We start from the raw sequence: 22,997 nt of genomic DNA, 5'->3' as shown, positions 1-22,997 counted from the left end.
TTTGTTACGCGTATATGCTATCTAACTAATGCGTAAATATAAAGTCTTTTTACTTGTTACTTTTTTGGGCAACTAAGGAAGCGTTTATAAACTCGCTAATTATCGGTACATGGTGCAATTATACCAAACTCTGCCCTTTCTTTATCTTGGAGCCATGCGACCCGCCCTACGCCTTTTACATCTCTTGGGCCATTTATTATAGTACCGTTGTTATCTTCGACAACTCGAATGGCAGTATCAACATCGTCTACCTGAAAATAGGTCACCCACCTTGAATTTATCGGAGAGTCCTCTTTTAAGGTAAGAATTCCACCAAACGGAAACTTATCTGTGTTAGAGATTAACCAATAAACATCACCTTGTTCATTCGTTTCTGAGGCAAAACTCCAACCATATAGTCGGTTGTAAAATGTCATTGCCTCTTCAGGCTGCTTCGTTTGTAATTCAACCCAGTTAAGCTCACCTTTGTGATTCATTCTTAGTCCTTATCATTAGTTTCTTTGTCTTGAGAAGGTGGTAACCATATACTTTTACCAAATGATTAAATGATTTGCGAAGATTTCAATGAGGTTTAATTGAGAGAAAATTACAGAGTAACTTTTCAGGAGAAACCATATCAAAAAGTACATAAAAATATCTAAAAATTACCTTTGGATGCTGGATATGACATTTAGCACTCCGTATTCAAGCAGTATGAAGTTAGTAGAACAAGTACTCTTTAATCAAGCACTACAGGACAAGTGAAATAGCGTACGATTCAAAGGTGAGATACGACTTTGATACAAAATACTCAAGCTCACCCTAATTGACTATAATCTAGCGCCTTGGTATGAATACAGAAGTAGCTATCGGGATCGATTAAGTTTCCTAGTTAACCAAAAATGGATGATAGAAATTGAATAATTTGGGAACAAAAGAAAAAGCGTTATCGAAACTGAACGCAATTAGAGAAAAATACATAAATAATAAGCTACAGAATGCAAATGAAGCTAAAACAAGACTTCTTATCATTGACCAAGTACTTCAATTACTCGGTTGGGATTTAGAAGAATTTAATCCAGAATCACATAGTGCAGCAAGCGGCTATGCTGATTATTTGGTTAAACTGGATAGCGTTCCGCGATTTGTACTAGAAGCAAAAAAAACTGGCGTCACATTTGGCACTCCTCAAAAAAGACTAAACCAACACGAATATACAATTTCTTATTTTAAACAAGCGTTCAAGAGAAATCTTACAAATACCATAGATCAAGCGACAAAGTATTGTATTGATAATGGAGTATCCTATGGTGTCATATCTAATGGAGCTGAATGGCTAGTATTACCGTTAATAGCTACCCCAGGCGTTGCTTTTGACAATATGAAGGGTATCTATTTCGGTAACATATTTTCTGATGACTTCTATTTTGACCATTTTTGGAATTTGCTATCTAAAGAATCGGTGGGTAATGGAGAACTGGACGAGTGTTTGAATGAACTTAATTACTCACAGTCTGAAGTGTGTAAAATAATAAAGTCTGATTATGGAGTTCTTAAATGGAATAAACCCGACCGAGACAAGTACATTGATGAATTCTATGAATCATTTTTCTCCCAAATAACCGAAAGCAATCAGCGAAAGATGTTGGACCATTGTTTTGTAGCTGATTCAAAATTATCACAGTATAAAGGTGATTTAAAAAGGATACTCAAAGATCAAAAGCCAAATTTTCTACCTTCTAATGCAGATGATCTAGCACCAGGTGAGAGCCAATCTGCAATCTTGGACCATTCAAATTCCGGCAAAGTAATTATTGTTGCAGGTTCTGTCGGCTGTGGGAAAAGCACTCTAGTAAAGAAAAGTTTAATCGAAGCCAAAGTCAATCAAAAATCGTCTATAACGCCAATTTTTGTCGACTTAATTTACGATGTTGATAAAACAATAAAAAATCCGAAAGAGCTAATTTTCGATAAAGTAAGCAGGAATATAAAAGAATGCTACCCTTGGATAAACGAGTATGAAAACCTCGTAAATGTTTTCAAGGACGAAATAAGAATACTGAAAAACGGACCTAAGAAAAAACTATTTGAATCTCATCCAGAAAAGTATATAGAAAGTGAAGCCAACCTTCTTGACGAGCTTATAAAAAATAAAGAAGACTTTATTATTAAAGCTGCAAAGGAAATAACGAAGAGAAAGAATAACGTCATCATTATAATTGACAACGTTGATAGGGCATCTGAGGTTATCCAAGAGGAAGTATATACATTAGCCTGCAAAATATCATCGCTCAGTGGCTCTACTATAATTATCACAATGAGAGAATTCACATACTTCAAAAATAAGAATAAAGGCTTTCTTGACGTAAGGCCTTCGGATAGAGTTATTCACCTCAAAGCTCCAGATTTTGAAACGCTAATATCAAAGCGATTGAAATATATAGAACAGCATTTTGACGAAGATTTTAGAGTCTCTGAATGGAGAAGAAAGTACGATTTAGATCAATTCAAAATTGCAATTTTCAAGTACAAAGAAGTACTCAAAAACAGTTTACAACTTTCTTCCGACGGTCCAAAGATATTGCAAACACTTTCCAGTATATCATGGCATAACATTAGACTATTTTACGATCTACTTAAAAGAGTTCATATGCAATTGGGATCTTCAAAGGAAGTATGGACAAATGCAGAAGCAATAACAGCATTGATGATAAGTAAGGAAATATCCGAAGGAGGAATAATACCCAATATATTCATTCCTTATCAGAATATAAACAAGACATATTTTCTTAAGTTGCGTTTATTGATGTTTTTGAACTACTCGATAAAGAGTAATGAAAAGACGCATGGAATACCTAAGCGACGAATATTAGCTCACCTAAAAATGTACGGTTATAAACAAAATTGGATCTTAAATGCTATTGAAGAGTCTGTAAGACAACGTTTACTTGAATGTCTTGAAGGCCCGAGTGATGCAGATAATATATATGAATTTGAAGTGAATGAAGGAATACATTTTAGAATTTCCCCTCTTGGTCTAACTTTCCTATCTGAAATAACAGGAACCAAAATTTATTTATCATTGATCTGCGCTGACTTGCCCTTTCATTCAACAATAGACTTTGATAAAACAAAGGCAGAATATGACCGAGTTTTTTCTTACATGGGGGAAAAAGGTAAAAACATTTTTTACAAAGACGCCATAGATATTGTTGAAAATTCAAAACTATCGTTTTATATAGTTCGATACCTTCTAAAGATGTATAGGGAAGAACTCCCAAATAACAAAGCTTTTAACTCCCTTTCTGAAATAAATCTCTGTGAAGACAAAATAAAACGAATTTTTCCTAAAGAGCTGTTGATTGATGAATCAAATAGGCCTAGTTCAACATCCAAGCAATTGGAACTTTTGCCCTATATAGACGACGAAAATAGTGAAAATGAAGAATTCTTAGTCGACATATCATTGATACTCCCTGAGGGAATTGATATTAATGGAGTGAAGTTTGATGGCACAGAATTTATACCGCTCATATTATGTGCGCTTGTAATTAGATTATTAACAGGAAACGAGTATAGCTTTGGAATTGATATTACAAACTGTATAAATAACTACTTAGTTAATCCCGACAATGCAAAGTTCACTAACAACGTTTCTAGGGCTTTACGCAGTAAAAAAATTATCAACCAAAAGTGGCTAAATGTTCGCAAAAATGTACACCCTAAATACAAAGCGTTTTCTCTTAGTGAAAATTGGTTAGAAAGCTGGGAAGATATATTCGGAGCGCCATTTAACAATCAGTTGTTAAGATAATTAAATCAGTAGGGCGATGGCAATTTAAGCTTGATATGCAAGTGACCTATGTAAAAGTAAAAAACATAAGTGAATAATCAACGCTGATTGCACTGCTTCTTACTTAGTGATTGTGGCAATCTCAAGCTAACTTCAAGCCTTCTGATTTAATAAAAGCTCTAAAAAAATGTGGAGTTGGCCGATAAGCCGGGTTCTGTCGTGGGCAACCATTCCTCTAGATCAGCAATCACTCACTGATTCAAGCAACCTACCCGATCCCCATGCGGGCCACACGTTAAGGGATCCTATTTGGTCTTGCTCCGGGTGGAGTTTACCTCGCCACACTCTGTTACCAGAGGTGCGGTGCGCTCTTACCGCACCCTTTCAGCCTTACCGGCATGCGAACATGCTTAGGCGGTCTTCTCTCTGCTGCACTTGTCGTCGGCTCACGCCGCCCAGACGTTATCTGGCACCCTGCCCTTTGGAGCCCGGACTTTCCTCCCCTTTCTTACGAAAGCGACGGTTGCCTGGCCAACTCCGCGGCGCATTCTACATGAAGTACTTATTAATAGCGACAATCAAAAGACACTGCGTTGTGTTCATGCTCTAACAAGGCCGCTATTCTTGCTTCGTGAAAAAACACGATTCGACTGCACTTTTATCGGTTAATTTAGTAATGATAAAAACATGATCCCCTTCTTTTAATCGGGTTTTGCCTTTTGGCACTAACGTTTTTTCATTTCTAGCGATCATGGCAACAACGGTATCTGGTGGTAGCGCCAGTTCGCTTATACACTTGCCCAATGCCGTTGATTGAACGCCAAGCTCAATTTCAATTAACTCGCGTTTATTCTTTGCAATTTTGACAATTTCTAGTGTCTTAGAAGACTCGGCCTTACGGGCTAACACCAAACCAAGTTTTCGAGCTGCAAGGGGCAATGTAGAACCTTGCAGTAGCGCCGATATTAGTACAATGAAGAACACGACGTTAAAGATGAGTTCCGCATAATCCATATTGAAGATGAGAGGGAAAATTGAAAGGATAATGGGCACTGAGCCTCTAAGCCCAACCCATGAAATTAAAAGCGACGCTTTAAAAGAGAATTGGGTAAGTAGTAGCAATGGCATTACAACCAATGGCCTTGCGATAAAAATCAATACAACCGCTATTAGTAGCCCTTCTTTCCAGTTAACAAAAAGCTCTGTAGGTGTAACTAATAGCCCTAGAATAACAAACATCGCTATTTGTCCAAGCCATGCCAACCCATCTAAAAACACAAAGGTGTTGCGTTGATAAGCAAATCGACTATTACCAACAATAACGCCGGTTATAAAGGTTGCCAAAAAGCCGCTTCCGTTTAAGTTGGCCGCCAAACCGAACGCTAATACGCCGAATAGCATTACAAAAACGGGATACAGACCAATTGCCATAAGTGTAATGCGCCGAAATAGCCATACTGCCAATCCTCCGATGGCAAAACCCACCACAGCCCCTACTCCCATTTGACTTACAAAAAGCACCAGTAAGTCGCTTGGCGTTGTGCTAGTGTTTTGTATTAGGGAAATAAGTCCTATGGTAAGAAATATAGCCATTGGATCGTTAGACGCACTCTCAAGCTCCAAAGTAGATTTCACTTTTTCAGGTATGCGAATACCAGCATTGCGCAACACAGAGAATACCGCAGCGGCGTCCGTCGACCCCACTATGGCGCCAATTAGCAACCCTTTGTACAGGGGCAATTCAAGCACGTACATTGCCGTAATCCCTGTGATTACCGCAGTGCCCACTACGCCAAGCGTGGCCAACAATGCAGCGGGCTTCCATGCTTGTACAATCGACTTTTTGGACGTCTGTAATCCGCCGTCAAACAAAATAAGAATTAGTGCAAATGTACCGATAGCATGAGCAGCATCAGCATTGTCAAAGAATATTCGCCCGATGCCATCTTCTCCAGCAAGCATGCCAACGCCTAAAAAAAGCACCAGAACAGGTACCCCAAAACGCGGAGACAGCTTACTTGCCAGCACACCAATAATGGCAAGTACCGCACTAAGTAATAAAATGTGATCTACTGCAAACATTTTGGGGACCTTTGTTTAACTTATGGTATGTGCGCCAGTGACGCTTGAATCTCTTCAGATGTAGGTTTCAGCTGAGCTTTTCCTTGTTGCTCGCGACGCACTCCAAACATATACAGCAAAGCTGACGTGATAAACAATGTTGAAGAGGTGCCAATGACCACGGCAAAAACCATGGGTACGGCAAAACTTTCGACTGCATCGCCACCAAAAAGTGCCATAGGTAAAAGCGCAAGTAGCGTAGTGACCGATGTAAAAACAGTTCGACTTAGCGTACTGTTTACTGCGTCGTTGATGGTGTCTGCCAGTGGCTTTGTAGGGTCTATACGCAGCAATTCACGTATGCGGTCAAGTACAACCACTTTGTCATTAATTGAATAACCAATGAGTGCTAAAAGGGCAGCAACGGCGGTTAAATTAAACTCGATGCCTGTAAGCGCGAAAAATCCAACCGTTTTAGTAAGGTCGAGCAATACCGTTAACAGTGCCGCAGTTGCAAAGTGCGCCTCAAATCGCGCCCACAAGTAGACCAACATTCCCGCTCCCGCTATTAGCAGTGCCAAAATGGATAGCTCAGCAAACCCACCACTTACTTTCGGACCCACAACATCTACCTTATCGAACGAAACGTGACTGTCAGCGTTTTGTATCGCGGCTTTAAGTGAGTCAGTATAAGATACCTTGCTACCATCAACTTGCGCGTTACTCTGCGCCTCTGCTAGCGGTGCGCGCAATAAATAATGATGCTCGCTGCCATACTCCTGGATTGCCACCTGTTCAAAACCGCTGCTTCTTATTGCATTGCGCAGTTCGTCAGTTGACAACTTAGGGGCCGTTAGCTCAATCATAGTACCGCCCGTAAAATCAACGCCATAGTGAAGCCCCGGTTTCGCAAAAAGGCCTATCGACGCCATCGTTAGCACAACAGAGAGTGTCAGCGCTATTTTGCGTTTCGATAAGAAGTTAATTCCTTTTAAACTGTCACTCATTCGTAGCAATGGTGATGAAAACGTTAAAGGCGTTCGTGTGGCCGGCTTACCTTTTCGGTACTTCACAACCCAGAGCATCAACATTTTTGTTAATGCCACTGCGGTAAATACGGAAGAAATCAAACCTAGCGCAATGGTGATGGCAAAGCCTTTTATTGGCCCGCTACCAAACATAAAAAGTAAACTTACTGCAATAAGGGTAGTAAAGTTTGAGTCCACAATAGTGGCAAAGGCTTTATCAAAACCGACATTGATAGCATTAGTTGCAGGGCGCCCTTTTCGGCTCTCTTCGCGGATGCGCTCATTGATTAGGATATTGGCATCCACTGCCATTCCCATGGTTAAAATAATCCCCGCAATACCAGGTAGCGTCAGCGTGGCACCAAATAAGGTGAGAGCGCCAAATACTAAGCCCATGTTGATACACAACGCAAAACTCGCAATAGCTCCCCATCGTCCATAAATTGCCACCATGAACGCGAGCACTAATAATGCACCGGCCACACCACTTTCTACGCCAGTTTGAATAGCGTCACTGCCCAAATCGGGACCTACTGTGCGCTCTTCTACAATATCAAGTGGTACTGGTAGCGCGCCCGTTCTCAGCATAAGGGCAACATTATGCGCCTCGGGTAGAGTAAAATTACCTGTAATTTCACCACGTCCCCCAGGAATCACACTATTGATAACGGGCGCTGTAACCACCTTGTCATCTAGTACAATAGCAAGCACTCGACCTATATTTTCCCGCGTCATGCTAGCGAACTGTTTCGCCCCTGTACTATCTAGCTTAAACGTAACTACAGGTTGGCCTGTTTCACTGCTGAGCACCCCGGCAGCATCAGTAATATGCTCACCTTCTAGAGCAACGCGCTGCTCTAGACGATAAGTATTGCCCGACTCATCTTGTTTTGTCATTGATGCTGTGGACTGGCTATTTGCTTGCCAGTGAAACGTCATTTGTGCAGTGGTACCCAATAGTTTTTTGACCTGAGTGGGATCCGACACCCCAGGCATTTGCACAAGTATGGCATCACTGCCTTGTAGCGTTACGCTTGGCTCTGTAAGTCCTGTTTCATTTAATCGTTTTCTCACCACCTCTACACTTCGATTAAGCGCATCTTTAAGTAGCTGCTGGGTATACAACTCACTTAGTGCAAGATGAACGTTAGCATTGTCGATGCTAACGTCTAACGCCCCATAGCCAGATGGTTGCGCAGATACCTGAAATGCAGTTTCTTTGACCATTCGCGCATCATCACTATTACGAAGGGTAAAACTGATACTGTTTGATTGATCGCTAGACTTCTTTGAATAACGAATATTGGCGTCTCTTAACGCACTAAACAAATCGCTTGAGAAGCTATCGAGCTGCTTTTTGACAAGTGCATCGGCATTAGCCTCAAGCAGCAAATGAGAGCCACCCTGCAAATCTAAGCCCAAAGATAATGTATGTGAGGTGTACCACTGAGGTAATTGTTGGTTTATTGAATGTGGTAATACGTTGGGTAATGCGCTAAGTAAGCCAAGTATGACAATAAGCACATACACAACACCACGAATAGGTGATCGTGTCATTGAAAGTCTTCCTAAATTTCATATATACGGCACGACGACACTGCGAGTAATTGCACTATCGCCGATGGTGGTACCCGTGAAGTACCGTTTACGCGTTATAAAAATCTAGAAAGTGAGGTGGGCCCCTTGGGCGAGGGTAGTTATAAGACTGTTTGCCTTTGTTATGCGGTATTCCCGCGAAAGGCACTTCAACAATACGCGATGGCACATTGATAAACATGTAGGAAGGTAAAGCATCTACATCATCAGTACTATCGAGCGTTTGGGCTGTAGCGATAAGCCTTAAGCCATTAAAGCGTAACGAATAGTTATTGCCAGAGTGGTTAAACTGAGCAAGCAGTGATTGAGTAGTAAACCCCACATCTTCAGCAATACTTTTACTTTGAAAACCAGCGCTAAATACTAGGCACGACAACGCCCATGCCAAAACAAGCGGCATGTAGTGATAAAACGTTGGACGTGAAGCATTTGGTTTCAGAGCAACTACTCTATAAATTTTCTATTGAGTGCGATTGATACTACGCATTAAATGTGGGGAATAAAAGACATTACTCAAGGTAAAGCATAACAAATTTCTTTACCGCCTAAAAAAGCCCTAGTTGTCTAGGGCTTTATATAATTGCCAAAACATGAATGCCTAATTATACAATGGCAATCACATCCTCTTTTGCTAATCGGGCTTTAGGCAAGCCATAATTCCAGTCTTCTTCTGTATCTGGGTAACCCATGGCGAGGGCTACTTCACAAACGTGACCATCTAGTTCGTCTTTGAACAGCTCGCCGATAAGGTCAGGGTCTACTCCTTCCATTGGCGTAGAGGCAATACCTAACCGAGCTACGGTGTGAAGTACATTACCCAAAGCCAGATAGACTTGCGCTTTTGTCCACTGGGCATTGTTGCCGTTGTCATCTGTATTCATTTCAGCAAAAGCATAAGCTCCCATGAAATTTTCACGCATAGATTCAGGCAAGTGACCCGATGACACTTCAGCATCTACACGTTTTACAAACTTTTCTTTAGTGAATTTAGGATCGTATGCAAACAAAATAATATGTGATGCTTCTTTTGCATGATGCTGATTGAATTGATGCTTGTTAGCAAAGGTATCATGCAGGCGTTGCTTCGCCTGCTCACTCTCAACAACCACGAACTTCCACGGTTGAGAGTTGATAGAAGACGCAGATAATCTCATTGCCTCAAGGATTACATTGAGGTCTTGGGCATCAATACGCTTGTTGCTGTCATACTTTTTGACCGTATAACGCTTGTTGAGATCTTCGATAATCGGATGAGACATAGCTAACTCCTCTCAATGTCATTTAAGGGTTTTGTAAACTGAGCGCTATGGTAATCAGTTTGTTTTTCAATGATAAGACGGGTAAAAGCGGAATCAGTTTCTGTCATTTTTTGAAAATAAAAACGCGCTGAGTGTCGCTTCTGCGACAGCCATTTATTAATGGCAGCTCGACCTTGAGACGATCAGTTTTATTTTTAGTACGAAATGCCACACACAGTAAACCATTTGCTAATAAAGTGATTGATATTGTTCGACAAGAATTTCGCATGATGGAATTAAAAGATTTACATGACGCCACGGCTTTTATATTAAAAAACAAGCCAAGTATTTTTTGGTACAAAATTGCAAACCGAATTTTTAATGGCGCATTGATGGAAAAGGTATCGCTATCATTATTCGCGAGCCTCTGTAAAAAGATATATACCGAAAATAACGACAGTACAGTGGTAATTACACTAAAAAAGCAGAAGCATATAATCAGTCAGAAAGAGTTTATTTTGTTGTACCTTTCAAGTTACCAAGAATTGTGCACAAACCAGATATCAATCATTTTAAAGCAAGAAGTGAGCGATATCGAAACCACATTAGCGAAAACAAAAAGCAAACTTACGAATCAATAGCTTAAGCACTTAAGTCGCCAATTTAAATTTCACGTCAGCAATCGCATCAACAATTCAATTATTTCTTTGCGTATGATACTTTCTGTTTTGTTACTTTCTGTGTTGCTACTTTCTGTCTTACTACTCTTTGTTTTTAGTCTCTCTTCTGACCCCGCGCCTTGCACTCATTTACAACACGCTTTTATCCAGCAGTCTCATTTTTTTATTTTCAACTTTGAACAATTTGTCGATCTTTCTAGATGATCGGTTTCATTCGAGCGTTTTGCATTTGCTTAAATATATTTCAGAGATTGAGGTCGTCTCTTCTCTCTAAATTTGACTGGTATATTAAGGAAACGAAAATGAAAGTATCTAAAACGCTTAAGTTAATTGGTGCAGCAAGCGCACTTATCTTCAGTAGCTTCACATTCGCCTCTGCGGTTAACGTTGAACAGAATGACGTGGCAATCCACGGTTACGACCCTGTAGCTTACTTTGTTAGCAACAAAGCAGTAGAAGGTTCTGCGCAGTACACTGCAACGCACGACGGCGCTATCTACCGCTTTTCTAGTGCTAAAAACCGTGACCTTTTTAAATCAAACACCGATAAGTATGCACCTCAATTCGGTGGCTACTGTGCAATGGGTGTTGCGCTAAACAAAAAGCTAGACGTAGATCCAAGCGCCTTTTTAATCAAAGGTGACAAGCTTTACTTAAACCTTAACAAGCAAGTACAGAAGAAATGGATGGAAGACATTCCAGGTAACCTAAAAACGGCTTACCGCGTATGGGATGGCATCGAAACCCTTACTGTTGCTGAAGCGAACGCTGAGGACTAAGCCAACATGAATTTAGTACCTGATGATTCACATGCAGGCACTACTATCGCAGAGCCTGAATTGGTTCTGCTTTATTTCACTGCTCAGTGGTGTGCACCTTGCAAACAACTTGGTCCATCGATGTCAATGTTAACAGAAGCCTACAAAGCGAAAGTTCGCGTAGTGAAAATTGATGCTGATGAAAAGTTTGAAATGATGAGGGAGCTTGGGCTAAGAGCCATTCCCGCATTAGTGCTAATGCACAGCGATAAACGATTAGATGAACGAATTGGCCTGCAGTCGTATAACGACTTGACTCAATGGCTAGATTCACACATCCAGCTTTTGAAAAAATGAGGAAAAATCAATGGATAACAAGACTAAACTAGCCGCTGCGGCGCTTGCCGTAGTGCTTACAACGTCAATTACCGCGCCAGTGCAAGCTGCTGCAAAAGAAAAATGTTACGGCATTTCAGCAGCGGGCCAAAATGACTGTGGAAACTTAGCTGGCACACACTCATGTGCAGGTCAGTCAACTGTCGACAATGATCCAGGCGAATGGAAGTTGGTTGCAAAAGGTACATGCGAATCATTAGGTGGCATGCTCAAAGCGGAAGCGAAACGTCGCTACCAGCAAAACAAAGAGCAATAAGCGCAAGTTTAAAGGCGGTGGAGACTACTTATGTCAAACAAAGATGAAGCGCAAACTACATCAAATACTCTACCCAATTTTGGTGTTGGCTTGCGTCATCAGCATTATTCCGACGCGTTGAATGACAAAGTAGACTCCACCGACTTTATTGAAATACATGCAGAGAACTTTTTCGCTGAGGGTGGAAAACTTATTGATTATCTCGAGGCTGTAAACGCGCGATATCCAATGAGTATTCACGGCACCGCTATGGGTTTGGGCTCAGCAAATGGTGTGCCTGTTTCCTATCTACGACCTTTTAAGCAACTCGTGGAGCGAGTAAATCCAATTCATATTTCAGATCATGCTAGCTTCAGTTGGGGCACGATAAATAACCAACCTGTGCATTCCGGTGATTTGCTTCCGCTCACCTTCGATAGGGCCCATCTAGATATACTGGTGAATAATGTTGATCATGTCCAACAAACACTCGGTAGAAAATTGCTGGTTGAGAATATTGTCAGCTACTTAGATCACGCTTACGACCCTATGTATGAATGCGACTTTTTATCTGAACTCGTATCAAGAACACAATGTGGTTTATTAGTTGATATTAACAATATAGTGGTAAATCAAAGAAACTTCGCACGTACTTCAAAAGACGTGATACCCGCAGCAACAAGATGGTTGTCTTCTATTGTGTCAGATGCGGTAGAAGAAATTCACTTAGCCGGCAGCAGTAAACCACCAGCAGGCGAGCTTATTGTTGATGATCACAGCCAACCTGTAGATGAAGAAGGTTGGATGCTGTACCGACACGCAACCACTTTATTTACCAACGCTTCAACCCTTATAGAGTGGGACAACGATTTACCGTCGTGGCAGGAACTCAATTCTGAAGCGAAAAAAGCGCGAAAGTTCCATTCAACACTGAGCGAGTTAAAGGACGATGAAAAATAACGACCTCACTCCACTGCAATACCAAAATGCACTGATCGACTCAATTTTTACAAATGAAGATACCGTGTTACTCAGCGATAAGGCGCAACGGATTTATCGTAGTAACCTCATTCATACTGCTCATAGAGCGTTATCGATAAGCTATCCCATTTTTGAATCGATGGTGGGTGAGCAAGTCACATTGACACTCGCTATACGACTACTCGCGCAGGAAAAGCCACGCCATGGAGATTGGGCACAATGGGGTTCTTCACTCTCTTTGCTTGTTGCAAATAGCGAGCTTAATGACGCCCACCCTTATTTAACAGATGTCATCGATGTAGAGTGGAAACTTCATACTGGCTTTAGAAAAGCGCGGCGGCCATTTGACCGCGACAGCTTCAGTGCGTTAGCCAAAGACGATTTAGGCAACGTATTTATCGAGCTGCAAGACGGTGTTTCTATCATTCAAAGCCCATATGCGTTAGACAGCTTTAGGCGAATGCAAACTGACACAACTTATGAGCCTCAGCAGGACACGTTGCTTGCCCCGCAAGGTTTCTATTATTTTGTTATTTATCAAGATGAAATGGGGTTAATGAGAGTAGAGCGTACGTCAGAAGCGACTTACTTGTGGCTGCACGACATTCAAAAAAGTCACTCTCTTGAATATTTACTCGACAAGTATCCTTCATTCGACATGCCCAGTTGGCTTCAAGAAGCTATTCAAAAACATTGGCTTGTTTCATTAATATCATAGTATTGAGAACCCAACATGTTTAACTTAAAAAGTGTTGCTTTAATTTTTTTACTTATTGCTGGAGCATACCCATTCAGCACTTATGCAGAGGCTGAATTCCGCGCTCCCAACTTCACCGTTTCAACCATCAATGGCGACCAGTTCGAGCTTAAGGACAAGTGGCTAGAAAAACCGACTTTACTCTATTTTTGGGCTACGTGGTGCCCATACTGTAAAAAAGCGACACCTTCATTAGTTACCATTCACTCTGAGTTTTATGACGCTATCAATGTTATTGGTGTCAACGTGGGGATAGAAGATGAAGAAGCTGACATAGTCCGATATATGAGCAAATATGACATCGCGTTTCCCATCGTTTTTGATCAATCATACGAGATAAGCAATGCTTATCAAGTCATAGGGACACCCGTTATTGCTATTGTCTCAACCGAAGGTGAATTGTTATACCGCGGTCATACATTACCCGTAGGGTTTATTGATTACCTAAGAAGTATTAAAGAAGGTGACTAGCGTGCTTTCACACATAAGAGACAACTCACCATTGCTGCTTCGCGCCGCGAAAACCGCAATGGTGGTGGGTACAATCTTGTTAATCATAAATCAGTACGAAGCCTTAGTTGGCGTAACACCGATTAACACGGTTAAAGCCGTTTTGAGTTATTGCGTTCCGTTTTGTGTATTTCTATATGGCAGCAAAACTCGCGTCAATCCTTAAGGTAGCTGCGCCGCGTCGGTGAGCGATACTTTCAACTGCTTTAGCTTTGTTCTATCTTCATCTGTGAGCGTGGCTTTCATCGATAAACCGGTATTTACCGCTTGCAGTGCCTGTTTGTACTTACCTAACTGTTGAAGTGCTAAAGCCTCGAGATAATAGGCTTTTGGCACCTGCGGTATTTTCTCACTTAACCATTGAGAAACCGACACCGCTTGATGCCAATGCTGTGCGTTTACAAGATATTCGATATGTCCGATTACGCTGTTTTGGGTCCAGTACCCATGAGTAAACGGGCGTATGTTGAATTTGTATTTTTGTTCAAGAACTTGATGAAATTGCGTTAAAAAGGTTAGCGATATTTCTGGTTTCTCGCGCAGTAGAGGGTAATTTGGCCGCCATAGCGACATAGGAAAGAGCGTAGACATGGCTTGAATAATTGCAACAGACGCGTGTTCATAGTGTTCGGTTTCATCATGAATAATGGCATGGAGGCCAAACTGACGTAACGATTTGTCTTTTTGAAGCTCATCGAAAGGGACGGCTCTTTCCGGCTCATTGTCTCGGTCTTCAGAAGCCAGGCTTAGATAGAGAAATCGTCCTTTGCTTTGTTTCGCTTTTCTGACTAGAAGCTTTTTAAGTGACGTCTCACTATGGTTGAATGAGGACGTTGCTAAAAAATCTGCTGCCATAGCAATATGTGCAGAAAAAAGCGGTGATTCATGCAAATAGTCATAAATGACATTGGTCGATGTAGGCGAAAGACCAATAATCGCGCGATAGTCATTCACGTTAGTGAGGTTTTCAATATAGGGAATAAGCTCTTTGCGCATAAAGTTGTCGAAGACTTCGGGTTTGCTTTGTGAAAACACGACAGCATCCCCGGACAAACGTTTTAACGGCACTGCAAAACTGAATCGTTCATGAGCATCCCGCGCTCTTACTCCCACTATAACGGCTTTGGGGGCTAAACCTCTTTCCCAACGCAGTTTCAACGTAGAAACCACAACATCAAACAATACGTTGCTGTCGAAAACATAAACCGTTGGCAAAGCGATGGGTGATGCATCTATGTCTTGTGGAATGTAGATGTCAATAACACGCTCTCCTTTCAAATACTCAGAAGTAAAAAGGAATTTCTCGCCCAGCAGGCGTGTTTGTCCATCTGCCAACGCACTGATACTTGTCACAAAAAAAAGTATCCCTAACCAAACTACGCTACGAATTTGCATTGTCTTCTCCATTAATAAAAAAAAGCGCAGCTTGCGCTGCGCTTAAAAAGGGAACGGCCCAAAAACAATCAGTCGCGCTTAGTCAAAACGACTGGCTTTTTTCTTAACAAGAAAATCCACAGACAACTTGCCCGCTCCCCAAAACACGATGTGCAGCAAAATTACGCCCCAAATAATGTGCTCATTAAGTGCTGCTGGCGGCATATCTTCTAAACTCATCACCGCAACTACGTTAACAACACTTAGCGCTAATGCACTAAAACGACTCGCAACACCAAGTGACAGTAAAATTGGAAAAACAATTTCACCAAACGTCGCCAGATAAGCGGCAAGGGTAAAAGGCAGTAGAGGCACTTGGTATTCGTATTCAAACAAGAATAATGTTGATTCAAAGTCAGCAATTTTAGTAAGGCCTGAAGCCCAGAAAACCCAAGCTACATACAGTCTTCCTAGCAGACTAACTAATGACTGAGGCGTTGATAAAAGCGTCGATAAATTTTCGAACAATTGATATGAATTGGCAGTGAGTGACTTCATAAGTAATCTCCTAAACGTGGTGTTTGACTAACTGCGTGCTACCAACAAATATTACTTTTTTCGTTTCAACAAAATGAAACCAAACGTACTTCGAAAGTGACAATTCGTTTAAATATCACGCATTTTTCAACCATTCTTTAGGCGATAACCCCAAGCGCTTTCTAAAAATTCTTGCCAGTGCAGAGGCATGCTCATACCCCACTTTATTGGCCACAATACTTACCGGCACATTATCTTTTAACATCTCCTTGGCCAGTGCTATTCGCACATCTGTAATATAGTCGTTAGGTGTAGTGCCTACCGTTTCACGAAACAAAGTGGCAAATTTTGAACGAGACATCGCGGCAACATCAGCCAAAGAATCAACGGTCCAGCTTTGTTCAGGCGCACCGTGAATTGAGGCAATAACTTTTGATAATTGAGGGTGTGTTAATGCGGCAAGTACACCACCTTGTACCATTTGGTTGTCCAGTACGTAGCGCAACACTTGTAGTAAGAACATTTCACTAAGTTTGTCGATCATGGCGAGCCTAGCCACAGACTGGTTAAACGCTTCTTCAAACAACCAAGAAGCAGTGCGACCAATATCGTCATGCAAAGACAGCGGCAGCACCAAAATATCAGGTACTGCATCGAGCAATAGTTTTTTATCAATCGATTCAATAATAACGTTGGCACATACCAACTGTGGTGCGTCAACATTGTCAGAGATTATCCTGTGAGTTGTGGGGCCAGGCATGAAAATAACCGAAGGTTCGTCGACAGTAATCTTTCGGTTATTGTCTAACACTAAGGTTAGCTTTCCGCTTTTCAGCAAGTGAAGATGCCCGTTATTATCTCCTTCGAAAGATTGGATGCCGCACAACTTACCACTGAAAAACACATCGGCTTTGATAGAGATTTTGCGAAGAATTGTAGCGATGTTTTCCATTGGATTAAGCACTCAAAAAATAATAAGACCAAAGCGAAGGCATTCACTTGGTCTATTGCACAATAGCGATAAGCATAGCGGTAAGTTTATTTTAGAATGAAACAATGCGTACAAAATACTTGTCCGAGAATACGCAATGTTGCTTTTCAGTCTTCCCTAAACCTATAGATAGGATAGACTCAATAAAGGCTACACCGATCAGTAAATGGAGAGTAACGTTGGACAGGCTAACGGCAATGCAGGTGTTTGTAGCAGTCTTTGAGAGCGGTAGTTTTTCAGCCGCCGCCAGAAAGCTCAACAAGCCCCAAACCACAATTAGTCGCCAAGTGAAAGATCTTGAAGAATACTTGGGTGTTCAATTGATTTTAAGGACAACACGCACGCTCTCGCTCACCGAAGCAGGCAGAAACTATCTCTCCTGTGCAAAAAAGTTGCTCGACTCATTAAATGAGATGGAACAAGAAGTGAAAGGGGAATTCAAAGAGCCCAAGGGTAATTTAACGATTACCGCCCCCATCATAATGGGAAGGATGCATGTATTTCCTTTGTTAGCTGAGTATATGAGCGCGTTTCCGGATGTATCGGTGAGATTGATATTGACCGATCAGAACATGCATCTTTATGAAGACCTTGTCGATATTGCCATTCGAGTTGGTAACCTCCCCAATAGCGATCTTGTTGCAAAAAAAATAGGAGAGGTACATAAGATTTTATGTGCTTCGCCAGAGTATATAGAACGAAATGGTATGCCTAAATCGCCACAAGCTTTAAGTCATCACAGTGTAATTACCTTTGAGGGGCTCGATTCAACAACGCGATGGCGATTCAGTGAGCACGGCAAAGATATTGACGTGCCAGTTATGTCACGAATGAAAGCAAATTCTACTGATATTGCGGTACTCAGCGCCCGAGAAAGCCTTGGTATTGCGCGCGTTCTTTCATACCAAGCCTTACCCTACTTGATGAATAACGAGTTGGTGCGCATTCTCAACGAATATAATCCACCTGCGTTGCCGGTTAACTTACTCTTTATCAGGCATGATCCACTGCCTATTAAACAACGTAGCTTTATTGATTTCATGGTACCTAGACTGCAAGCGCGATTAGCCGACGTTGCACGCGATTGGCATTCCCTCGACCAGCAGAATGCCAACTGATGATATAAATCAAAGTTCTATCTCAATGTCTTGCTGAACCTTGCCTTTCCCGCCGGCCATTAGCCCCGTAATTTTACCGTTTGAGGTAGTAAGGTCCACACTAATCAAACTCGGCGATGGCAGTGCCATGAATTTGCCCTGCTCTATCTGAAATGTTTGCTTCTTTATACCTACAATATCATGCAATACACACGCTAAAGGCCCTGCTGCCATGCCGGTTGCAGATTCTTCTTTTATGCCATAGCGCGGCGCAAACATTCTGGTTGTCGCATCTTTATCTGTAGCACCGGGATTGGTGGTAAAAAGGTAGTAACCAACAAGATCCAGTTTATTACTGATAGTCTCTATTGCATCAAAGTTGGGCTCGAGTTGTTGTAACCTCGTTCCTTCTTTTACACCAATAACGATGAAGCTATTACCGGTGTTAACCAGTATTGGGCTTACTGTCACGTCCAAGTCTTTTGTCGAAAGTCCAACAGAGTCAAGAACGCTATCTAGCGTAACCCCCTGTTTCAGCCAGTCTGAGGGGGCAGTATACCTTGGGCTTAGTTGCTCCATATACGCCATAGTACCTTTAATTGAAATAGCTCTTGAGCCATCAACCGTCTCTTTCGATGTCATGCCCTCTTGTACTATCCCCTTCTCAGCCATGTAAGCAAAGGCCGCTACCGTGGCGTGTCCACAATGAGCAATCCGACGAACGGGGGTAAAGAAGTCTAACTTAAAGCCATCACTTGTCGAATTAGAAACAAAAGCGGTTTCAGATAGGCCTAATTGCGCTGCAACTTTTAGCATTTGCGCTTCGCTTAGCGCGTCTGCATCAAGCACCACGCCAGCAGGATTTCCTCCTATTCCGTTGTGAGTAAAACCACTAACAATGTGTGCAGAGATTGTATTTCCCTGCACCTTTAAATGAGAACTTTTCATTATTTTCACCTTTCACAATAGATTAAAGTCGTTACAAAGAATATGCTTATTCATGTTAACTAAACACTCATATAAACATGTGAAAAACTCATGAATAGAACTCATGTCGATTTGGCCAAACTGGTACAAAGCGCTCCTTTGCTCGCAGCAATTCATAGCGAGAGGAGTTTTACTAAAGCAGCCGAAAAGCTTGGTATTGACCAGTCAGCGGTAAGCCACAGAGTAAAATCAATTGAAGCGTCGATTGGCTTTGCCTTGTTTAGTCGCACAACTCGGCAATTAGCCCTTACTGATGCCGGACGCATTTTATGTGAGGCAGCAACATCGTCTGTTGATCTGTGGACGCAGGCTTTAGCACAGTTAGAAAGAATAAATAAAACTGAACAAATTCAACTTTCTGTTTCTTCCTCTCTAGCAATGAAGTGGCTTATTAAAACACTACCAAGTGCTAAGCAATACGGTGTTAGCGTTGCACTTAATGTTGATGATGAGCTTGTGGAGTTTGAGCAAAGTGGCATTGATGCCGCAATACGGTTTGGTGTAGGTCCCTTTCCTGGCCATTATGCTGTGCGTATTTCAAAGTGTGCCTTACAACCTGTAGTAAGTCCCCACTACGCCTCTTCTATCCTCCAGTCAAAGGAAGAAAGTTCAACACTGTTATTAAACAGCAATACTGTGTTCCTTGCAGACCGAAAGGGAGAGCATGACAAAACGCAGTACAACTGGGAAACTTACATTAAAAAAGCGAAGCTATCGATTGACCACTTCGGTATTTCTTACGAATTCGACCGAGCGGACTTGTTGCTACAAAGTGTCATTAGTGGCTTAGGTGTAGGGCTAGGTCGCACACTGCTCATCGAAGATGATATTAACCGTGGCTTTCTAAAGCCTATTGGAAAAGCGGTTTCAATTGACGCGAGTTACTGGCTAGTATGCTCTGCAAACTTTGCTCAAACTGAGCGTTTTGAAAACTTACAGCGCTGGCTTAGATCGCTTGTGTGCACAACCAACTAACACTAACCAGTAACAGCCAAATATCACTCATATGACTATAGTTATCATAATGGGTTGTCATAATGGGGAATCATTGCGGGTAGTCATAGCGTACATAACAACGTACAGTAGACACTCGTTCTACCCACCAGAAAAACAAATATAAAAGGAATGGCGAACATGAAGAAATACGTTTTAGCGCTCGCTGCACTAAGTGCCCTAACAGTGAATGCTGATACGGGCTCGCGGCTCATTGCTTCAGGTGGTATTACTTCGATAGAGGGCGTTGCAGGTGGTGGTATCACGCCTTGGGCTTTTATTGGCGGGTACGCGAGCAAAGAAGAAATCTCTTACAATGCAAATTTGCAATACCTAAGTTTAAACGACTATTCGCTTACCACTGCGGGAGGGAGTATTAGTTTCTATGATCGCGTTGAAGTAAGTCTTCAGCGACAGAAATTAGAAATAGCATCAGGGTTAACCAGCAATGTATTTGCATTACTTACTGACGGCGCTATTACCAACGCTAATTCAGCAACCATTGAGCAAGATATTTTAGCTGTTAAGGTGAAACTATTTGGTGACGGTGTCTTTACTCAAGACTCTTGGATGCCGCAAGTTTCTGCCGGTGCACAGTATAAGAAAAATAACGATTTTGACAGCTCGCTAAGCCTGCCAGATGGTAGCGTACCGCTACCTAATATTGGCGTGCCTCAACTACTCGGCGCCAAAGATGACAGCGGTACGGACGTATATATCACGGCCACCAAGCTTTGGTTAGGTGCAGTAAATGGCTACAACTTGCTAACTAATGTAACCGCTCGATACACCAAAGCAAATACACTCGGCCTATTAGGTTTTGGCTCGCAAACTGATGACGACGCAACTTTGGAATGGGAAGGCTCGCTTGCACTTCTTATAAGCCCGACCACTGCAATAGGCGCTGAATTTCGAACTCAATCAGACCGCCTTGGTGGGCTCGCCGAGGAAGATACGATTAGCGATATCTTTGTTGCTTACTTCCCCAATAAATCCATGTCACTAACCGCTGCTTATGTCGATATGGGAAACTTGCCGCTGCAACAAAGTTCAAGTGGTTTTTATCTTACCTTCAATGCCAACTTTTAATAGGGAGGTAAAGACAATGACTTTTCGAACTTATGTACTTAGCGCCTTGCTTCTAGTAGCAATCTTAGGGTGTGCATCAACGTCTCGTCAGAGTCTGTACGATGAGATTGGTGGCCATCAAACCCTAAACACCATTTTTGGTGTATCGATAACCCGTATTTATACCCACCCTGAGATTGGCCACTATTTTAAAGGCGTTCCGAAGCAGCATTTGCGTGAGCAATTAGTAGCACAAACGTGCGAACTCATCGGTGGGCCTTGTGAATACGACGGAAAAAGTATGTTGGAGTCACATAAGGGCTTAGATATAAAAGAACGCGAGTTCTATATTCTTGTTGAAATTGTACAAGGCGCTATGAGAGATGTAGGGCTCACTTACCAACAAGAAAATCAGATATTAAAAAAGTTAGCCCCCATTAAGTACCAGACTATCGATTTGTAGCATTGGTTAAGTAAAAGCATCAAAAAAGCGTTGCAAAAAATTTAACCAAAACACTGAACAAAATATAGCCAAAGCATGAATTTTAGACTAGCATGATGTTGCAAGTTTGCATCTTTAAAGGACTGATATGAAAAAGTTTATGTTTACGTTGATGGCGAGCGCGACCTTGGTCGCTGGAGTAAATGCTCAAGAAGGCACAGGAGGTGCTGATACAAGTGGTGACGGAGCTATCAATGGTAGTTATATCGCCACGGGTTTAGTGGCTGCCGGTGTCATTGCAGGTATCGTTAATAATAACTCAGCAAATGCCCCTGTAACGCCTCCAGGTCCAACACCTCAACCCTCATGTGAAGGCGACGACCCACTTGATGGCGATGTGTGCGTTGGTACTACGATTACGGTTACCGTTTCTGGTACAACAACAATAACTGTTCCGGTCACATTTACCTACGCACCGACAGTTCAATAATTGAATATTAACAACGAAAAAGCCCTCTAGAAGAGGGCTTTTTTAATCGCTTATTGCCTAATTAATTAGGTGTAATTGCGTTGTGATATACGTCCTGAACATCATCGCAGTCGTTCAGCATATCCATAAACTTTTCGAACATTGGCATGTCTTCTTCACTGATCTCTGTTTCAGTTTGTGGCATCCAACTCATTTCTTCTGCAATAAAGCTAATGTCTGGATAAGCCTCAGTTAATGCCGTTTTCACTTGATAGAATTCAGTGTGCGGCGCGTACACGGTCACTTTGCCATCTTCGACTTCAACGTCAGTAACATCGACATCAGCTTCCATTAGAACTTCTAAAATAGCGTCTTCGTCGTCGCCTTCAAACTGAAATACAGCTTGGTGATCGAACATGTGCGATACCGCACCTTGGGCACCTAGCTTGGCATTTGTTTTTGTAAAGCAGTTACGAACTTCAGTGATAGTGCGGTTAGCGTTATCTGACAAGCAGTCAACAATTACCATACAATTACCCGGTCCAAAACCTTCGTAGCGCATAGGCTGGAAATCTTCACCAGCACCACCGGCAGCTTTATCAATCGCTTTTTCAATTACGTGGCTTGGAACTTGGTCTTTCTTCGCCTTTTCCATTAAGCGGCGAAGTGAAAGGTTAGTGTCTGGATCGGCACCACCATTTTTCGCACATACGTAAATTTCTTTACCGTACTTAGAATACACTTTAGTTTTTTGGCCGGCAGTTTTTGCCATGGCGTTTTTACGTACTTCGAATGCTCTTCCCATCTTAAAATTCTCTTTCTCGCAATACAGAATGCTGCGTTGGGGTTGATTTCAGTTTATTTCATACTCTGAACTATCAAGTGAACGAAAGCATTGAACAGCCCGTTTGTCATGCAAACGCATGGGATAGCGCAGAAAAAAGTGGCGAAATTCTACCTTATTTTATACCCAACAATACAGCCCCAATTCGCTTTTGTTGCGCTATTGCGCCACTTGTAGGCTGAT

At 41.9% G+C, this 22,997-nt stretch carries 24 protein-coding genes and 1 other RNA gene; 14 read left to right on the top strand and 11 right to left on the bottom strand.

Features of this window, described 5'->3' with window-relative positions:
* Window positions 1-95: 95 nt before the first annotated feature.
* The gene (locus JN178_RS03780; protein ID WP_202263802.1) at window positions 96-476 is read right to left on the bottom strand and encodes a VOC family protein; all 381 of its coding nucleotides are present in this window, start codon (window positions 474-476) and stop codon (window positions 96-98) included.
* A 419-nt stretch (window positions 477-895) separates the two neighbouring features.
* Between JN178_RS03780 and JN178_RS03775 the strand changes: the two genes are divergently transcribed.
* On the top strand, window positions 896-3,793 hold the full coding sequence (locus JN178_RS03775; RefSeq protein ID WP_202263800.1) for a hypothetical protein: 2,898 nt from the start codon (window positions 896-898) through the stop codon (window positions 3,791-3,793).
* Window positions 3,794-3,959: 166 nt separating this feature from the next.
* On the opposite strand, the gene rnpB is transcribed toward JN178_RS03775, so the two are convergent.
* From rnpB to JN178_RS03750, 5 genes are all read right to left on the bottom strand, one after another.
* An RNA gene (rnpB, locus tag JN178_RS03770) (RNase P RNA component class A) lies at window positions 3,960-4,311 on the bottom strand.
* Window positions 4,312-4,390: 79 nt separating this feature from the next.
* Window positions 4,391-5,854 (bottom strand): potassium/proton antiporter, encoded by a 1,464-nt coding sequence (locus JN178_RS03765; protein WP_202263798.1) that lies wholly within the window; start codon window positions 5,852-5,854, stop codon window positions 4,391-4,393.
* Window positions 5,855-5,874: 20 nt separating this feature from the next.
* Window positions 5,875-8,418, bottom strand: coding sequence for a protein translocase subunit SecD (gene secD / locus JN178_RS03760; protein WP_202263795.1), 2,544 nt, complete (start codon window positions 8,416-8,418; stop codon window positions 5,875-5,877).
* Window positions 8,419-8,506: 88 nt separating this feature from the next.
* Window positions 8,507-8,857 (bottom strand): hypothetical protein, encoded by a 351-nt coding sequence (locus JN178_RS03755; protein WP_202263792.1) that lies wholly within the window; start codon window positions 8,855-8,857, stop codon window positions 8,507-8,509.
* Between the two features lie 202 nt (window positions 8,858-9,059).
* The gene (locus tag JN178_RS03750) at window positions 9,060-9,716 is read right to left on the bottom strand and encodes an NAD(P)H-dependent oxidoreductase (RefSeq protein ID WP_202263790.1); all 657 of its coding nucleotides are present in this window, start codon (window positions 9,714-9,716) and stop codon (window positions 9,060-9,062) included.
* Between the two features lie 266 nt (window positions 9,717-9,982).
* On the opposite strand from JN178_RS03750, the gene JN178_RS03745 reads away from it, so the two are divergent.
* The 8 genes from JN178_RS03745 to nrtS all read left to right on the top strand — a co-directional run bounded on the left by JN178_RS03745 (window position 9,983) and on the right by nrtS (window position 14,178).
* On the top strand, window positions 9,983-10,336 hold the full coding sequence (locus tag JN178_RS03745; protein ID WP_202263788.1) for a hypothetical protein: 354 nt from the start codon (window positions 9,983-9,985) through the stop codon (window positions 10,334-10,336).
* Between the two features lie 341 nt (window positions 10,337-10,677).
* Window positions 10,678-11,154, top strand: a complete 477-nt coding sequence (locus JN178_RS03740) for a YHS domain-containing (seleno)protein (protein WP_159623894.1) — start codon at window positions 10,678-10,680, stop codon at window positions 11,152-11,154.
* A gap of 6 nt (window positions 11,155-11,160) precedes the next feature.
* Window positions 11,161-11,490, top strand: a complete 330-nt coding sequence (locus JN178_RS03735; RefSeq protein WP_159623895.1) for a thioredoxin family protein — start codon at window positions 11,161-11,163, stop codon at window positions 11,488-11,490.
* Between the two features lie 10 nt (window positions 11,491-11,500).
* Window positions 11,501-11,785, top strand: a complete 285-nt coding sequence (locus JN178_RS03730) for a BufA1 family periplasmic bufferin-type metallophore (RefSeq protein ID WP_159623896.1) — start codon at window positions 11,501-11,503, stop codon at window positions 11,783-11,785.
* 30 nt (window positions 11,786-11,815) lie between these two features.
* Window positions 11,816-12,724 (top strand): DUF692 domain-containing protein, encoded by a 909-nt coding sequence (locus tag JN178_RS03725; RefSeq protein WP_202263786.1) that lies wholly within the window; start codon window positions 11,816-11,818, stop codon window positions 12,722-12,724.
* A complete protein-coding gene (locus JN178_RS03720) occupies window positions 12,714-13,463 on the top strand; it encodes an HvfC/BufC family peptide modification chaperone (RefSeq protein WP_202263783.1) in 750 nt (249 codons plus the stop codon). Before JN178_RS03725 ends, JN178_RS03720 begins: the two co-directional genes overlap by 11 nt.
* A 15-nt stretch (window positions 13,464-13,478) precedes the next feature.
* Window positions 13,479-13,973 carry a TlpA family protein disulfide reductase gene (locus tag JN178_RS03715; RefSeq protein WP_202263781.1) on the top strand — a complete coding sequence of 165 codons (495 nt, stop codon included), beginning with the start codon at window positions 13,479-13,481 and terminating at the stop codon, window positions 13,971-13,973.
* Between the two features lies 1 nt (window position 13,974).
* A complete protein-coding gene (gene nrtS, locus JN178_RS03710; protein WP_232369685.1) occupies window positions 13,975-14,178 on the top strand; it encodes a nitrate/nitrite transporter NrtS in 204 nt (67 codons plus the stop codon).
* On the opposite strand, the gene JN178_RS03705 is transcribed toward nrtS, so the two are convergent.
* The 3 genes from JN178_RS03705 to JN178_RS03695 form a co-directional block, all read right to left on the bottom strand.
* Window positions 14,175-15,407, bottom strand: coding sequence for an alpha/beta hydrolase-fold protein (locus JN178_RS03705; protein ID WP_202263779.1), 1,233 nt, complete (start codon window positions 15,405-15,407; stop codon window positions 14,175-14,177). The two genes, nrtS and JN178_RS03705, sit on opposite strands and share 4 nt — an antisense overlap.
* Before the next feature lie 78 nt (window positions 15,408-15,485).
* The gene (locus tag JN178_RS03700; protein WP_202263776.1) at window positions 15,486-15,944 is read right to left on the bottom strand and encodes a DoxX family protein; all 459 of its coding nucleotides are present in this window, start codon (window positions 15,942-15,944) and stop codon (window positions 15,486-15,488) included.
* A 115-nt stretch (window positions 15,945-16,059) separates the two neighbouring features.
* Window positions 16,060-16,875: an AraC family transcriptional regulator gene (locus JN178_RS03695; protein ID WP_202263773.1), complete on the bottom strand. Its 816-nt coding sequence runs from the start codon at window positions 16,873-16,875 to the stop codon at window positions 16,060-16,062.
* A gap of 104 nt (window positions 16,876-16,979) precedes the next feature.
* Here JN178_RS03695 and JN178_RS03690 point away from each other — a divergent pair, with 104 nt between their 5' ends.
* Window positions 16,980-18,032 (top strand): LysR family transcriptional regulator, encoded by a 1,053-nt coding sequence (locus JN178_RS03690; protein WP_202263771.1) that lies wholly within the window; start codon window positions 16,980-16,982, stop codon window positions 18,030-18,032.
* Window positions 18,033-18,041: 9 nt separating this feature from the next.
* Here JN178_RS03690 and JN178_RS03685 read toward each other — a convergent pair whose 3' ends face one another.
* Entirely contained in the window at window positions 18,042-18,959 is a 918-nt protein-coding gene (locus JN178_RS03685) for a PhzF family phenazine biosynthesis protein (protein WP_202263769.1), read from the bottom strand.
* A 90-nt stretch (window positions 18,960-19,049) separates the two neighbouring features.
* On the opposite strand from JN178_RS03685, the gene JN178_RS03680 reads away from it, so the two are divergent.
* From JN178_RS03680 to JN178_RS03665, 4 genes are all read left to right on the top strand, one after another.
* The gene (locus JN178_RS03680; protein WP_202263767.1) at window positions 19,050-19,973 is read left to right on the top strand and encodes a LysR family transcriptional regulator; all 924 of its coding nucleotides are present in this window, start codon (window positions 19,050-19,052) and stop codon (window positions 19,971-19,973) included.
* A 159-nt stretch (window positions 19,974-20,132) separates the two neighbouring features.
* Window positions 20,133-21,080: a DUF3034 family protein gene (locus JN178_RS03675; RefSeq protein ID WP_202263765.1), complete on the top strand. Its 948-nt coding sequence runs from the start codon at window positions 20,133-20,135 to the stop codon at window positions 21,078-21,080.
* Window positions 21,081-21,096: 16 nt separating this feature from the next.
* Window positions 21,097-21,522 (top strand): group I truncated hemoglobin, encoded by a 426-nt coding sequence (locus JN178_RS03670; protein WP_202263763.1) that lies wholly within the window; start codon window positions 21,097-21,099, stop codon window positions 21,520-21,522.
* Window positions 21,523-21,649: 127 nt separating this feature from the next.
* Window positions 21,650-21,991 carry a hypothetical protein gene (locus tag JN178_RS03665; RefSeq protein WP_202263761.1) on the top strand — a complete coding sequence of 114 codons (342 nt, stop codon included), beginning with the start codon at window positions 21,650-21,652 and terminating at the stop codon, window positions 21,989-21,991.
* Window positions 21,992-22,052: 61 nt separating this feature from the next.
* Here the strand turns inward: JN178_RS03665 and JN178_RS03660 are convergent, their stop codons facing one another.
* Window positions 22,053-22,775, bottom strand: a complete 723-nt coding sequence (locus JN178_RS03660; protein ID WP_014948360.1) for a YebC/PmpR family DNA-binding transcriptional regulator — start codon at window positions 22,773-22,775, stop codon at window positions 22,053-22,055.
* Window positions 22,776-22,997 lie beyond the last annotated feature (222 nt).

The organism is Alteromonas sp. KC3, from assembly GCF_016756315.1.
Taxonomy (GTDB): Bacteria; Pseudomonadota; Gammaproteobacteria; order Enterobacterales; family Alteromonadaceae; genus Alteromonas.
The sequence above is the reverse complement of the archived record's forward strand: the minus strand, read 5'-3'. Positions and strand labels throughout refer to the sequence as shown.